The organism is Lentzea alba (assembly GCF_011067745.1).
GTDB lineage: Bacteria > Actinomycetota > Actinomycetes > Mycobacteriales > Pseudonocardiaceae > Lentzea > Lentzea alba.
In genome coordinates this window covers 512,536-526,713 of sequence record NZ_JAAMPJ010000002.1, presented here as the reverse complement: position 1 = coordinate 526,713, position 14,178 = coordinate 512,536, and the positions used below count along the sequence as shown (strand labels likewise).

The 14,178-nt window shown below is 69.2% G+C and carries 14 protein-coding genes; 5 read left to right on the top strand and 9 right to left on the bottom strand.

All coding sequences use genetic code 11. The annotated features are described in order from the left end of the window. Positions 1-39: 39 nt before the first annotated feature. Genes G7043_RS10865 through G7043_RS10845 form a run of 5 tightly spaced genes read right to left on the bottom strand, consistent with a single transcriptional unit; the run spans position 40 to position 5,600 of the window. Entirely contained in the window at positions 40-1,083 is a 1,044-nt protein-coding gene (locus G7043_RS10865; protein WP_166045431.1) for an SIS domain-containing protein, read from the bottom strand. Beyond that, positions 1,080-2,498, bottom strand: coding sequence for a glycoside hydrolase family 3 protein (locus G7043_RS10860; RefSeq protein WP_166045430.1), 1,419 nt, complete (start codon positions 2,496-2,498; stop codon positions 1,080-1,082). The genes G7043_RS10865 and G7043_RS10860 overlap by 4 nt, the downstream gene beginning before the upstream one ends. A 3-nt stretch (positions 2,499-2,501) precedes the next feature. Further along, positions 2,502-3,320 (bottom strand): carbohydrate ABC transporter permease, encoded by an 819-nt coding sequence (locus G7043_RS10855; protein WP_166045429.1) that lies wholly within the window; start codon positions 3,318-3,320, stop codon positions 2,502-2,504. Beyond that, entirely contained in the window at positions 3,320-4,315 is a 996-nt protein-coding gene (locus G7043_RS10850; RefSeq protein WP_166045428.1) for a carbohydrate ABC transporter permease, read from the bottom strand. Before G7043_RS10850 ends, G7043_RS10855 begins: the two co-directional genes overlap by 1 nt. A gap of 10 nt (positions 4,316-4,325) precedes the next feature. After that, positions 4,326-5,600 carry a sugar ABC transporter substrate-binding protein gene (locus G7043_RS10845; RefSeq protein ID WP_166045427.1) on the bottom strand — a complete coding sequence of 425 codons (1,275 nt, stop codon included), beginning with the start codon at positions 5,598-5,600 and terminating at the stop codon, positions 4,326-4,328. A 223-nt stretch (positions 5,601-5,823) separates the two neighbouring features. Between G7043_RS10845 and G7043_RS10840 the strand changes: the two genes are divergently transcribed. The 3 genes from G7043_RS10840 to G7043_RS10830 are packed head-to-tail and all read left to right on the top strand — an operon-like array spanning position 5,824 to position 8,817. Then, the gene (locus G7043_RS10840; RefSeq protein WP_030470948.1) at positions 5,824-6,579 is read left to right on the top strand and encodes a GntR family transcriptional regulator; all 756 of its coding nucleotides are present in this window, start codon (positions 5,824-5,826) and stop codon (positions 6,577-6,579) included. 10 nt (positions 6,580-6,589) lie between these two features. Beyond that, on the top strand, positions 6,590-8,050 hold the full coding sequence (locus tag G7043_RS10835; protein ID WP_313887799.1) for an MFS transporter: 1,461 nt from the start codon (positions 6,590-6,592) through the stop codon (positions 8,048-8,050). Beyond that, the gene (locus G7043_RS10830; protein ID WP_313887798.1) at positions 8,047-8,817 is read left to right on the top strand and encodes a class I SAM-dependent methyltransferase; all 771 of its coding nucleotides are present in this window, start codon (positions 8,047-8,049) and stop codon (positions 8,815-8,817) included. The genes G7043_RS10835 and G7043_RS10830 overlap by 4 nt, the downstream gene beginning before the upstream one ends. On the opposite strand, the gene G7043_RS10825 is transcribed toward G7043_RS10830, so the two are convergent. After that, positions 8,814-9,722, bottom strand: coding sequence for a threonine ammonia-lyase (locus tag G7043_RS10825; RefSeq protein ID WP_166045426.1), 909 nt, complete (start codon positions 9,720-9,722; stop codon positions 8,814-8,816). The two genes, G7043_RS10830 and G7043_RS10825, sit on opposite strands and share 4 nt — an antisense overlap. Next, a complete protein-coding gene (locus G7043_RS10820) occupies positions 9,719-10,651 on the bottom strand; it encodes a threonine ammonia-lyase (RefSeq protein ID WP_166045425.1) in 933 nt (310 codons plus the stop codon). The genes G7043_RS10825 and G7043_RS10820 overlap by 4 nt, the downstream gene beginning before the upstream one ends. A 63-nt stretch (positions 10,652-10,714) precedes the next feature. Here G7043_RS10820 and G7043_RS10815 point away from each other — a divergent pair, with 63 nt between their 5' ends. Together G7043_RS10815 and G7043_RS10810 are read left to right on the top strand one after the other, a co-directional pair. Beyond that, a complete protein-coding gene (locus G7043_RS10815; RefSeq protein WP_166045424.1) occupies positions 10,715-11,218 on the top strand; it encodes a hypothetical protein in 504 nt (167 codons plus the stop codon). A gap of 528 nt (positions 11,219-11,746) precedes the next feature. Next, positions 11,747-12,730 (top strand): S1 family peptidase, encoded by a 984-nt coding sequence (locus G7043_RS10810; RefSeq protein ID WP_313887797.1) that lies wholly within the window; start codon positions 11,747-11,749, stop codon positions 12,728-12,730. Position 12,731: 1 nt separating this feature from the next. Here the strand turns inward: G7043_RS10810 and G7043_RS10805 are convergent, their stop codons facing one another. Both G7043_RS10805 and thiE read right to left on the bottom strand, forming a co-directional pair. After that, positions 12,732-13,493, bottom strand: a complete 762-nt coding sequence (locus G7043_RS10805; RefSeq protein ID WP_313887796.1) for a dioxygenase family protein — start codon at positions 13,491-13,493, stop codon at positions 12,732-12,734. Between the two features lie 31 nt (positions 13,494-13,524). Continuing rightward, positions 13,525-14,163 (bottom strand): thiamine phosphate synthase, encoded by a 639-nt coding sequence (thiE, locus tag G7043_RS10800; RefSeq protein ID WP_166045422.1) that lies wholly within the window; start codon positions 14,161-14,163, stop codon positions 13,525-13,527. Between the last annotated feature and the right edge of the window lie 15 nt (positions 14,164-14,178).

Here is a 14,178-nt window from a genome sequence, read left to right as displayed (position 1 = left end):
GGGCCGCCCGGAACAGTTCCGGGCGGCCCTTTCGAGTGTTCACAGCGTGCGGGTGACCTTGTTCAGGCCGCGCGGGCTGTCCGGGTCGCCGCCGCGGGCCAGCGCCAGGCCGTAGGCGAGGCGCTGCACGGGGAGGATCTCCAGCACTGGAGCCACTTCCTCGGTCGTTTCCGGGATGGGGATCGACAGCGTCGCGCCCACCTTCTCCGAAGCCGAACCGACGGCCACGACGTCCGCGCCACGCTGGTGCACCACGTCGAGGGCGTCGCGGATCGAGTCGCCGCCCTTGCCCAGCGAGGTGATCGCGAGAACCGCCGTCTCACCGTCCACCGCCGCCACCGGGCCGTGCAGCAGGTCGGCGCCGCTGTAGGCGCGGGCCGCCAGATACGACGTCTCCGCGAGCTTGAGCGAAGCCTCCAGCGCCGTCGCGTAGGAGTAGCCGCGGCCGGTGGTGAGCACGCGGTCCACGAACCGGTAGCGGCGCACGGCCTCCTCGACGGTCGGAGCCGACGCGTCCAGGGTCACCTGCGCCAGGTCGCCCAGCGACGCCGCGGCCTCGCCGTCGCCGCCGCGCACGGCGTCGATCAGCAGGTACAACGCCAGCAGGGTGGCCGAGTAGGTCTTGGTGGCCGCCACGGCGTGCTCGACGCCCGCGGAGACGTCCACCGAGAGTTCGGCGGCCGCGTTCAGCGGCGAGTTGGGCGTGTTGGTGACCGCCACGGTCAGAGCCCCGCGCCTGCGGTAGGAGGCGGTGACCTCCAGCAGGTCGGGGGAGCCGCCGGACTGCGACACCGTCACCAGCAGCACGTCGCGGAGGTCGGGCTCGGCGCCGTACAACGTCGTCGTGGAAGCCGAGACCAGGCCCGCCGGGAGCTGGAGCAGGATCTCGGTCAGGTACTTCGCGTAGATGGCGGCGTGGTCGCTGGAGCCGCGGGCCGCGAACAGGACGAAGCGCGGGGCTCGGTCGCGGATCACGGCGGCCACCTCGGCGATGGCCGAGCGCGAGGCGTACAGGGAAGAGAAGATCGACGGCTGTTCGGCGATCTCCGCTGCCATGTGCCGGCCTGGCTGGGGCGTGGTCATGTGGTGCCTTTCAGGATCAGCTCGGCCGCGGCTCGGAGGCTCACCCGAGAACCGCCGTGGGTGTCGATGCGGGCGACGCTGCCCAGGTCCGGACCCGGCACGCCGGTTTCGACGTGCACGACGTTCAAGCCCAGATTAGTTAAGTTTGTTACCAGTTGTCGAGCGCCGGTGTGGCGGTGGGCGTCTCGGGTCACCACAACAATCGTGCGGTCACCCGCGGTTTTCGCAACTTCGTCGGCGGTGATGTCGCGTGCCGCGATCACCTCGGTGCCGGGAAGCACCTCGCGCAGGTAGGGGCCCAGCCCCCACGGTACGTCGCCGACCGCGATCGACGGGTCCACCACCAGATCGACGACGACCGGGTCAGCGCCGACATCGACCCGGCCACGCGCCTGCACCGCACGTCGAGCGGCCGTGAGGCCGATCTCGGCGTCGTGGGCGTCGACGGTCGACGGCGGGAGGCCCAGGGCCAGCGACCGCGCCGCCGCCTGGGTGAGGCGTTCCTCGGACAGTTCGCCGGACTTCACGGCGGCCACGATCGAGTCGATCAACCACTGCAGGTCGTCGTCGCCCAGGGCCATGCCACCGAGGCACATCGCGTCGACACCGGCGGCCAGGGCGCGCACGGCACCCTGAGCGAGGTCGCCGCCGACCGCCTTCATGTCGAGGCCATCGGTGATCACCGCGCCGGTGAAACCGAGCTCGGTGCGCAGCAGGCCGATCGCGTGCTTGTTCAGCGTCACCGGAGCGTTGCCCCACTCGGGGACGACGAGGTGGCCGGTCATGATCGAACGGACACCGGCGTTGACGGCCGCCTGGAACGGCACGAGCTCCACCGCGCGCAGCTGCTCTTCGGTGCGCGGGAGGATCGGGAGCTGCTCGTGAGAGTCCTCTGTGGACGCTCCGTGGCCGGGGAAGTGCTTGGCGCACGCGGCAACGCCGACGGCCTGGAGGCCCTCGACCCACGCGGCCACGTGCCGGGCCGCGTGCACCGGGTCCGAGCCGAACGCGCGGACCCCGATGATCGGGTCGTCCAGCGTGAGCACGAGGTCGGCGGACGGGGCCAGGTTCAGCGAGATGCCACACCGAGCCAGGCGCGCGCCGATCGACACGGCCACCGAGCGGGTGAGGTCGAGGTCGTCCGCCGCGCCCAGGGCGTGGTTGCCCGGCACCTCGGAACCGCGGCCCGCGTCGAGCCGCGTGACGTCGCCGCCCTCCTCGTCGATGCCGATCACCACGTCCGGGCGCACCGAACGCAGTTCCCCGCACAGCTCGGTCACCTGGGCGTCGTCGACGACGTTGCGCCCGAAGAGCACCACGCCGCCGAGGCCGTCAGCGACCCGCCGCAGCAACCAGTCGGGGGCGGTCGTTCCGTGGAATCCGGGAAGCAGAACGGCAGCGGCCAACTGATCCACGCGTCATCCCTTCACTGCACCGGCGGTGACGCCGGCAACCATCTTGCGCTGGACGATGAGGAAGAACACCAGTGCCGGCACGGTGAACAGGACCGACGCGGCCATCGCGCCACCCCAGTCGGTGCCGAACGCGGTCTGGAAACCGGACAGCCACACCGGCAGGGTTTCCCTGTCCTGGCTGCGAATCAGCACCTTGGCGAACAGGAACTCGTTCCACGCCGTGATGAACGCGAACACCGAAGTCGCGACGAGACCCGGTCCCAGCAACGGCAAAGTCACCTTCTGGAACGCGCCCCAGCGCCCGCAGCCGTCGACCATCGCGGCCTCTTCGAGCTCGACCGGGATGCCGTTGACGAACCCGCGCAACGTCCACGCGCAGAACGGCAGCGTCACCGCGAAGTACACCAGGATCAGCGACGAAAGGTGTTCGTAGAGCTGGAGATCCCGCATCATCAGGAACATCGGGATCAACAACGCCTCGAACGGCGCCATCTGCGCCACCAGCATCAGCAGCACGAAGCTCTTGCGGCCGCGGAACGCGAAGCGCGACATGGCGACCGCCGCCGTGATGCCGATGATGATCGCGGCGACCACTGCGGTCAGCGTCACCAGAAGGCTGTTGCCGAGCGCGGAGAGGAAGCCCGGCTTGGTCCACGCGGTGACGAAGTTCGAGAACGTCACCGAGAACGGGACCAGGTCGTAGTCCGACGTGATCGTCGTACCCTTGGGCTTCAACGCCGACGTGATCATCCAGTACGTCGGGAACAGGAAGAACAACGCGAGCCCGAGACCCGCGAGGTTCGCGGCAGACTTCTTGAGCATCAGATCTTGCCCTCCTCGGTCTGCAGCAGCTTGCGCAGGTACTGGAAGGTGATCAGGCCGAGGATGACCATCATCAGCACGGAGATCGCGGCCGCGACGCCGAAGTGGCTCTTCGCGATGCCTTCCAGGTACTGCAGCACCGGCAGCGTCGTGCTCTCACCGCTCGGACCACCCTCGCGGAACACCCAGATCTGCGCGAAGACCTTGAAGTCCCACAACGTCGACAGGAACGTCACCATCATCAGCAGCGACCGGATCTCCGGCCACGTCACCGCGCGGAACGTCTGCCAGCCCGTGGCGCCGTCGATGCCCGCTGCCTCGTAGAGGTCGCGGGGGATGCCGACGAGCCCGGCGTAGAGCGAGAAGGCGAGGAACGGGATCGCCTGCCAGACGATCAGCAGGCCGACGACGGAGAGCGTCGACGTGCCGGAGGAGAACCACGAGTAGCCGGCGAACGAGTCGAAACCCAGTTGCACCAACGTTTTGTTCAAGATGCCGTAGTTCTGGTCGAACATCCACTGGTAGACCGTGGTGGACGCGAGGATCGGCATCGCCCACGCGCAGAGCATCGCGATCTGCAACGCGATCCGCACCCACGGGGTGAGCACGCGCATCAGCAACGCGATCAGCAGGCCCATGCCCACCGAGGCTCCGACGACGGCGACGGTGAACACGACGGTCCGCAGCGAGACGGTCCAGAAGCGCTCGTCCCGCAGCACCGTCACGTAGTTGTCGAGGCCGGTCCACACGATTTCGCCGCGCACCAGCTCGCCGAGGTTGAGCTGGCGGAAGCTCGTCACGAAGACCGAGACGACCGGCCAGCCGATCAGCCAGAGGATCGCGATGAGCGCGGGGGCCAGCAGCAGGTAGGGCAGCGCCCGGTCGAAGGCGCCGGCCCGGCGACGCCCGGGGGCGCCACCCGTCACGGCAGGCGGCAGCGCCGGAGGGAGGTCCCCTGCCGGCGCTGCCGCTTCGGTCGTTTTGACGGCCGTCATCTCAGCTGGGCTAGGCCATGGCCTTGGTGATGGCTTCGCTCGCGTCCTTCGTCGCCTGGTCCAGCGTCTTCGCGCCGGTCAGGTACGCGGTGAGCGCGTCCTTCAGCGGGTTCTGACCCGCCTCGACGGCCGCCCACTTCGGCGTCACCGGGGTGACCTTGCCGTTGGGGGAGGAGTCCGCCATGGCCTTGCCGATCGCGTTGCTCGCGAGCTTCGAGGTGTCCTTCGAGGTGCCCGGAACCGCGCCGCCCTCGGCGAGCATGTCCTGGTACTTCTTGGACGACAGCAGCGCCAGGTACTTCTTGGCCGCGTCGCTGTTCTTGCTGGCCGCCGGGATGGCGAGGTTCGAGCCGCCGAGGAACACCGGCGCGGCCGAACCGGCCTTCTTGGACGGGATCGGGAACGCCGCCGTCTTGTCCTTCAGGTCCGGCTTGGCCTTGACGGCACCGGCGAGCTCCCACGGGAGGCCGACCATCATGCCGACGTTGCCCGTGCCGAAGACCTCCATCTGCTGAGGCTTGGCCTCGTCGATGTCGGCCGGGACCTTCTTGGCCGCGGAGGCGTCGTAGAGCGCCTTGTAGGCCTCGAAGCCCGCCTTGGCCTGCGGGGTGTCGAGCGTGCCCGTCCACTTGCCGCCGTCCTGCTTGGCGATGTCGCCGCCCTCGTCCCAGATCAGCGAGAGCAGGAAGTACCAGGACTGACCGGGCAGGTACAGGGCCTGGAACTCCGGGTTGGACGCGTTCGCGGCCTTGAGCTTGTTGATCGCGTCGAGCCACTCGGCACGCGACGTCGGCGGCTTCGCGACGCCCGCCGCCTGGAGCAGGTCGGTGCGGTAGATGACGGTGCGGTTCGCGGCGTAGAACGGCACGCCGTACTGCTTGCCGTTGAGCGTCAGCGAGTCCTTCAGACCGCCGAGCCACTCACCGCCGTTGAACTGACCGGCGTCCGCGGTCAGGTCGGCCAGGGTGCCCTGGTCCGCGAAGCTCGCGGTCTGGGTGTTGCCGAGCTCGATGACGTCCGGGGGCGTGCTGCTGGCCAGCGCCGTGGTCAGCTTCTCCTGGATGCCGGTCCACTTCTGGACCTCGTACTTGACCTTGATCCCGTTCGCCGTCTCGAACTCCTTGTTCAAGGCGTCGGTCAGGGTCGTCGGCGCGGAGCCGTCCATGAGCCACACGGTGATCTCTTTGGTCTCCGTGCCGCTACCGCTGTTCGTGCTCGTGCCACATCCCGACACGGCCACTGCCAGTGCGGCGGCACCAGCAGCGAGTCCTCTCCAGCCCTTCACAGTCGCGCCCTTTCAGCAAGCCCGGCCCCTCGGCCGGAACGCCCAAGTGGTGTAGACCAATGTGCAACAGCGTGTGCTGCGTCACCGGTCCTGTCAAGCGCGTTGCCAAAGCGTTGCGGAGTCCTCGGATCTTTTTTGTGTCGAATGGCGGGGGTTAAGACGCACGAATCGACAGGGACAAGGCATCCTTGTGTGGCGTGACATGGAGTGCGAGGAGGAGGCCATGCTGGAGACGACGCCTGCATCAGGCGTGGACGCCAGGACGCGTGCGCAACGCGAACCCAAGTACTGGGGTCTCAAGCGGCACCTGCTCGACCTGTTGAGGGCGCTGCCGCCCGGTTCGCCGATCCCCACGGAACGGTCGCTGGCCGCGGAGTTCGACGTCTCCAGGACGACCGTCCGGCAAGCGCTTGCCGAGCTGACGGTCGAAGGCAGGCTGCTCCGCGTGCAGGGCAAGGGCACCTTCGCGGCCGAACCGAAGGTCGCCCAGAGGTTGCAGCTGTCTTCGTACACAGAGGACATGCGCGCTCAGGGTCGCGTGCCGTCGTCCAAGCTCATAGAGGCTTCGGAGATGCCCGCGGAGGCCGAGCTCGCCCGGCTGCTGGGTGTGCGTCCCGGTGCGAAGGTGCTACGCCTGCACCGCCTGCGTCTCGCGGACAACGAGCCGATGGCGATCGAGACGACCCACCTCGCGCTGGGCCGGTTCCGGGGCCTCAGGCGCTACCTCGCGCCCGGCGCCTCGCTGTACCAGGTGCTGTCCGAGCGGTTCGGTGTCGAAATGGGACACGCCGAGGAGACGATCGAGACCGCGCTCGCCTCGCCCGAAGAGGCAGAGCTGCTCGGCGCGGACATCGGCCTGCCGATGCTGCTGCTGTCGCGGCACTCGTTCGACACCGAGGGCAACCCGATCGAGTGGGTGCGTTCGGTCTACCGCGGCGACCGCTACAAGTTCGTCGCCACGCTGAACCGGCCGTCCTGATCGGCAGCGCGTGATCGCCTGGGGCACGCCGCGCGCCCGCGCGGTCCTGGCAACGACGATCCTCGGCTCGGGCATGGCGATGCTCGACGGCACGATCGTCAACGTGGCGCTGCCCCGGATCGGCGCGGAGTTCACCGCGTCGGTCACCGATCTGCAGTGGATCCTGAACGGCTACATGCTCGCGCTGGCCTCCCTGATCCTGGTCGCGGGATCATTGGGTGACCGGTTCGGCCGGCGCCGGGTCTACGTGATCGGCGTGGTGTGGTTCGGCGTCGCGTCGCTGTTGTGCGGCGTCGCGTGGGACGTGCCGGTGCTCGTCGCCGCGCGCGTGCTGCAGGGCGTGGGCGCGGCGCTGCTGACACCGGGCGCCCTGGCGATCCTGCAGTCGTCGTTCAACCGGGAGGACCGGTCGCGCGCGATCGGGGCCTGGTCCGGGCTGTCCGGCGTGGCCACCGCCATCGGGCCGTTCGTCGGCGGGCTGCTGGTGCAGGCGTGGTCGTGGCGGCTCGCGTTCCTGGTGAACCTGCCGGTGGCCGCGCTGTGCGTGTGGCTCGCGCTGCGGTCGGTGCCGGAGTCGCGCGACGAGCAGGCCGGCCACCCCAACTACCTCTCGGCACTGGTCGGCGCGGTAGGGCTCGCCCTGCTGACCGGCGGCCTGGTCGAGCAGTCCTACCTGGTGGCAGCGCTCGGGCTCGCCGCGATGATCGCGTTCGGCGTCGTCCAGGTGCGGTCGGCGGACCCGCTGGTGCCGCCTTCGTTGTTCCGCGACCGCACGTTCCTGGTCGCGAACCTGCTGACGTTCCTGGTCTACGCGGCGCTCGGTGGCGTGATGGTGCTGCTGGTCCTGCAGCTCCAGGTGTCGCTCGGCTACTCGCCGACGGCGTCCGGCCTGGCCAGCGTGCCGCTCACGATCATCATGCTGCTGCTGTCCTCGACCTCGGGCAAGATCGCGCAGCGCTACGGCCCGCGCTGGCAGCTGGTTCTCGGCCCGATCGTGATCGGCCTCGGCATGCTGCTGTTGCGTCAGGCTGAACCCGGCGCGACCTATCTGACCGGCGTGCTGCCCGGCGTGATCGTGTTCGCCCTGGGCCTGGCCGCCGTGGTCGCACCGGTCACCGCGACCGTGCTCGCCTCCGCCCCCGACCACCACGCGGGTGTCGCGTCGGGGGTGAACAACGCCGTGGCGCGCACCGGCAGCCTGCTGGCCATGGCCGTGCTGCCCGCGGCGGTCGGCCTGATCGGCGACGACTACACGAACCCCGAGGTCATGACCTCCGGCTGGCAGATGGCCCTCGTGCTGTGCGCGGTCGCGGCGATCGCGGGCGGCCTGCTCGCGGTGGGCGTGGACAACCGGGTGCTGGCCACGGACCACGAGCAGCCGGACAACCCGCATCCCGGCGAGTGCCTGCACTGCGGGGTGGAGGGGCCGCCGACGCACATCCGGTCAGGCGGGCAGCACGCGAGCCAGTGACGAGTTTCGCGGCGGGTGAAGAACAGTGGCGGGCTCGTCTGGGCACGCTGCGGCAGGTCGTGCGCCAGGAACTGGTGTCCAGGCAGCTCGCGGCTCAGCTGCCGGCGACGCCGCTCCGCGTCCTGGACGTGGGTTGTGGCCAGGGCACGCAGCTGCTTCGGCTGGCGCGGGACGGACACCACGTGACGGGTGTGGACTCCTCGCCGACCCTGCTGGACGAACTCTTGCGAGCTCTGGCCGACGAGCCGGACGACGTCCGGGCGCGGGTGCGGACGGTGCAGGACGACGTGCGGAACCTGGCGTCGCTGTTCGACGCCGGCAGCTTCGACGTGGTGCTGTGCCACGGAGTCCTGATGTACTTCGCCGATCCGGACCCGTTGCTCGACGACCTGGCGCGGCTGGTCGCACCAGGCGGTGTGTTGTCTTTGCTCGTGCGCAACGGCGATGCGTTGGCGATGCGACCGGGTCTGCGCGGCGACTGGGACGCCACGCTCGGAGCCTTCGAGAGCTCGTCCTACGACAACCGCATCGGGGTGACGGCTCGTGCCGATCGCATCGACGATCTGGCCGCGTCGCTGGCGGACCGGCGGATGCAGGTGCGCGCCTGGTACGGCGTGCGGGTGTTCACCGACGTCGCGGCCGACGATGCGCCGCTGCCGCACGAACCCGCGCTGACGGCGTTGCTGGAGTGCGAGGAACGTGCCGGCGCGACTGATCCGTATCGCCGGGTGGCCGCGCTGACACACGTGATCGCCTGCCGCGGTTAGCCGTTCGCCAGCACCTCGCGCAACAGTTCCGGATCGACGTTGCCGCCGGACACGATGGCGACACCACCGCCGAGTTTGGACTGCGCCGCCACCGCGACAGCCCCGCTCGGCTCGGCGACGAGCCTGGCGCGCCTGGCGAGGTCGGACATGGCCGCGAAGATCTCGTCCTCCGACACCGTGATCACGTCGTCGACCAGCTTGCTGATGTGCGACCAGGTCAGCTCCGACGGTTCGTCCCGCAGCGCGTCAGCGGCCGTCTGAGCGCGTTGCAAAGGGTCCCAGCGCACCAAGGAGCCCGCCCGCAGCGAGGCCGCGATGTCGGCGGCCAGGGCGGGCTCCGCTCCGATGACACGGGTGCCGGGGCTCAGCGCTTTGACCGCCGTGGCGACGCCGGAGATCAGTCCGCCGCCGGACATCGGGACCACGACCGCCTCGACGCCGGGCAGGTCCTCCAGGATCTCCAGGCCGATGGTGCCCTGGCCGGCGATCACGTCCGGGTGGTCGAACGGCGGGATCAGCGCGGAGCCGCGTTCGGCGACCAGGACCTGCGCCCGTTCCACGCGTTCGGTGATGCCGACGATGAAGACCTCGGCTCCCAGCGCCTTCGTGGCCTCGATCTTGACCGCCGGGGTGTTCGACGGCATCACGATCGCCGCCGGGACACCGTGCAGCCTGGCCGCGAACGCCACGGCCTGGGCGTGGTTGCCGCTGGAGTAGGCGACGACACCGCGTGAGCGATTTTCCAGGCGTGCCAACGCGTTCAGCGCGCCGCGGAGTTTGAACGCGCCGATCGGCTGAAGTGACTCGGGCTTGAGCCAGCCGGAGCCGAACGGCAGCAGCGGCGTGCGCACCACGTGCGGTGCGATCACCGCCGCTGCCTTCCGGACGTCGTCGAGCGAGATCATCCGCCGACCAGTTCGGCGAACAGCTTCGGTTCGATGTTGCCGCCGGACACCACCGCTACGGCCGGGCCGGCGGGCAGGTCGCGGTTCAGGTACGCGGCCACGGGGACCGCACCGCTCGGTTCGGCGACCACTCGCGTGCGCCGGGCGATCTGTCCCACCGCGTCCCGGATTTCGTCCTCCGTCACCGTCACGATGTCGTCGACGTACTCGCGGATGTGGGCCCAGGTCAGTTCGGACGGCTCGGCGCGCAGGCCGTCGGCGATGGTGCGGGCGCGGTCGTGCGCGTCCCAGTGCACGCGCGAACCCGCGGCGAACGAGGCGGCCGAGTCGCCGGCCAGTTCCGGCTCGACGCCGATCACGCGAACGTTGGGGCGCAACGACTTCACGGCCGTGGCGATGCCCGAGATCAGTCCGCCGCCGCTCACCGGGACCAGGACCGTGGCCACCTCGGGGAGGTCGGCGCAGATCTCCAGGCCGATGGTGCCCTGGCCGGCGATCACGTCCGGGTGGTCGAACGGCGGGATCAACGTCGCGCCGCGCTCCTGCACCAGTTCGTAGGCGCGCGACTCGCGTTCGGTGATGCCGACGACGAACACCTCGGCGCCGTGCGCGCGCGTCGCGTCGATCTTCAGCTGGGGCGTGTTCGAAGGCACGACGATCGCCACGGGCATGCCCAGGGTCTTGGCGGCGTAGGCGACCGCTTGCGCGTGGTTACCGCTCGAGTACGCCACGACACCACGGGCGCGGGCCTCGGAAGGTATGCGGGACAACGCGTTCACCGCGCCGCGCTGTTTGAACGCACCGATCGGCTGGAGGTTCTCCGGCTTGATCCAGAAGTCCGAACCGAAGGACAGCAACGGTGTGCGGACGACGTGCGGGGCGATCGCGGTGGCGGCCGCGCGGATGTCTTCGAGAGTCACCAGGCGCATGTGTCGATGATGCACGTCACCGGCGCACAACCGGTGAACTGTGCCCGACGTCCCACAAGTGTCATGTCTGAGAAGGAGAAGATCACCCCCGTCAAGCTCGTCGCGAGTGTGCTCGCCGCCGTCACCGCGGCCGTGCTGAGCCTTCGCCTCAACGTCGTCGGCACCATCATCGGCGCGATCCTCGCAAGTGTGGTGACCACTGTGGGCGCCGTGCTCTATCAGCGGTCGATGGAACGCGAAAAGCGTTGGCAGGTCATCGCGGTCGGCGGCCTGCTCGCCTTCGTGGTCACCGTCCTCACCGTCACGAGCGTCCAACTCGTCACCGGCAAGCCGACATCGGCGGACACCGGGCCGACGTCGAGCACGAGCACCCGCACCGAGACCCACACCGAGACGACGAAGACCGAAACGATGACGGTCACGGTGCCGCCGAGCAGCACGCCGGGCACGTCCAGTCAGTCGCCCACCGAAAGCACGACGCCGACCGGACCGCCGGCTACGTCGACAGAATCCCGACAGCCGACCGACAGCTCGACGCCCTCGTCAACTGTCGACCCCATTCGGTGATCACGTCACTACGTTGAGCGATAGTTAACTGTCAATTGCTACGCAGCGGAGTTGATCTGTCGTGAGCTGTGACACACTTCGTCCACTGTCGGGTTCGAGCGTCATAGATAACGAGCCCGTAACGTCACTCGAACGGGCGAACGTTTAGCCCCGAAAGAGACACGAGGGAGGGCGCGATGAGGCTCGTGGGACGACCACTTGAGCGCAGCGTCCTTGGCGGAGAAGTCATCTGGACTGGAATGGGAGGGGTGGGGCGACCCCTGCCGCCGCCCCACCACCCGTCCCCCTAGAGCCCCCGAGAGAGGTCCCTGCAACCGATCTCTCGGGTTCCCCTGCACCCGAAAGTGAGGGAGACGTCTGATGAACCGCACGAGTGCGGCCCGTGTAACCGGTGCCGTTCTGCTCGCCACCGGAGTCGTGACTGCTCTCAGCGTACCGGCGTTTGGCGCCCCTGCCGCACCAGTCGCCCCAACCGGTTCCGACACGGAGAGCTACCCGGCCGAATTGCTCCAAGCGGTCCAACGTGATTTGGGCCTGAACGCTGAGCAGGCCCGCGTCCGGTTGGCTTCTGACCAGAAGTCGAGCGAAATCGCAGAGCAGGCGAAGTCCTCTCTGGGCGACGCGTTCGGCGGAGCGTGGATCGACCAGGCGAGCGGCAGACTGACCGTCGGGGTGACCAAGTCGGGACTCTCCGTGAGCGGCGCCGACACCCAGGTCGTGAAGAACTCGCTCACCCAGCTCAACGGAACCAAGTCGGTGCTCGACCTCATGAGCGCCCCCGCCGGCATCACCAGCTGGCGCGTCGACGAGAAGTCGAACAGCGTCATCGTCGAGGTCAACAAGAACACCCGGGACGCGGCCGCGGACAAGTGGATCGCGACCGCGAAGTCCATCAGCGGCTCGGTCCAGGTCGCCGAGGTGACCGAGAGCCCGACGCCGCTGTACGACCTGCGCGGCGGTGACGCCATCTACATGGGCGGCGGCCGTTGCTCGCTCGGCTTCTCCGTCAGTGGTGGCTTCGTGACGGCCGGCCACTGCGGCCGCGCCGGCACCGCGGTCCAGGGCTACAACCGCGTCGCGGCGGGTTCGTTCGCCGGCTCGGTCTTCCCGGGCAGCGACATGGCGCACGTCCGCACCAACGCGAACTGGACGCCGCGGCCGTGGGTCAACCGCTACGGCGGCGCCAACGTCATCGTCCGCGGTTCCACCGAGGCCGCTGTCGGCGCGCAGATCTGCCGCTCCGGCTCGACCACCGGCTGGCGCTGCGGCACGGTCCAGGCCAAGAACCAGACCGTGAACTACGCGCAGGGCTCGGTCCGCGGCCTCACCCGCACCAACGCGTGCGCGGAGCCCGGTGACTCCGGTGGCTCGTGGGTGGCGGGCTCGGGCTTCGGCCAGGCCCAGGGCGTGACGTCCGGCGGTTCGGGCAACTGCTCGTCCGGCGGCACCACGTTCTTCCAGCCCGTGAACCCGATCCTGTCGCGCTACGGCCTGACCCTGACGCGCGGCTGAGTCAGCTGAACTGAACAGACCGTTTCGAGAGCCCGTACCAGAAGCCTTCAACGCTGGTACGGGCTTTCTCGTCGCTCGCCGCGCCGAGCGCCACGAACAACGGCGCGAAGTGCTCGGTCCTCGGATGTGCGATGCCGGCGGCGGGCGCCTTCTGCTGGAAGTCGAGCAACGCGTCCACGTCACCGTTGGCCAGCTGCTGGTGTGCCCAGTCGTCGAACTCCTTCGACCACGACGGCGGCTCGTAGTCCGGTCCGGCGGGGAAGTTCACGCAGCTCAGGTTGTGCGTCATGAACCCGCTGCCGACGATCAGCACGTTCTGGTCCCGCAGCGGCGCGAGCTTGCGACCGATCTCGTGCAGCTCGCGCGGGTCGAGCGTGGGCATCGACATCTGCAGCACCGGCACGTCCGCGTCCGGGAACATCTCCTTCAGCGGCACGTAGGCGCCGTGGTCGAGACCGCGCTCCGCGTCCTGCTCCACGTGCCCGCCGAGGAGCTTGCGCACGTCCTGGGCGAGCTCAGGGGCGCCGGGCGCCTCGTACGTGACCTCGTAGTAGCGCTGCGGGAAGCCCCAGAAGTCGTAGACCAGCGGCACGGTCTCGGTCGCGCCGATGGTGGTCGGCGCCTCCTCCCAGTGCGCGGAGACCATGAGCACGGCCTCCGGGCGCGGGAGGGTGGCGGACCAGTCCTTGAGCTCTCTGGTCCACGTCTCGTCGTCAGCCAGCGGGGGTGCTCCGTGGCTCAGGTACAGCACAGGTGCGCTCACGTCTTCGAGAATACGCCTGTTAGTTCAAATTTCAACGATCAAGTTCGAATTTGAACGACTCGGCCGCCTTGCGGGGGTCCTCGGCGTCGGTGATGGCCCGGACGACGACCACGCGGGTGGCTCCGGCCGCCTTCACCTCGTGCAGGTTGGTGAGGTCGATCCCACCGATCGCGAACCACGGGCGCTCGGTCTTCGTGGCGCGGACGAGGTCGAGTCCCGGCGCCGGACGGCCGGGCTTGGTCGGGGTCGGCCAGCACGGTCCGGTGCAGAAGTAGTCCACGCCGGGTTCCACGGCCGCCGCGGACATCTGGCCGACGTCGTGGGTCGAGCGGCCGATGACCACCTCGTCGCCGATGATCCTGCGGGCGAACGGCACGGGCAGGTCGTCCTGGCCGAGGTGCAGCACGTCGGCGTCGACCGCGTGCGCGATGTCCGCGCGGTCGTTGACGGCGAGGAGCCTGCCGTGGCGTTCGGTCGCCTCGGCGAGGATCTCGATCGCCTCGATCTCCTGCTTCGCCTCGAGTGACTTGTCCCGCAACTGGATGATGTCGACGCCACCGGCGAGGGCCGCGTCCGCGAACTCGGCCAGATCGGGCCGGTTCGGCGTGCAGAGGTAGAGCGTGGCGTCGGCGAGTCGTTGCCTGATCAGGTTTCCGTCGAGTCCTGGCACGTACGCACGTTAACC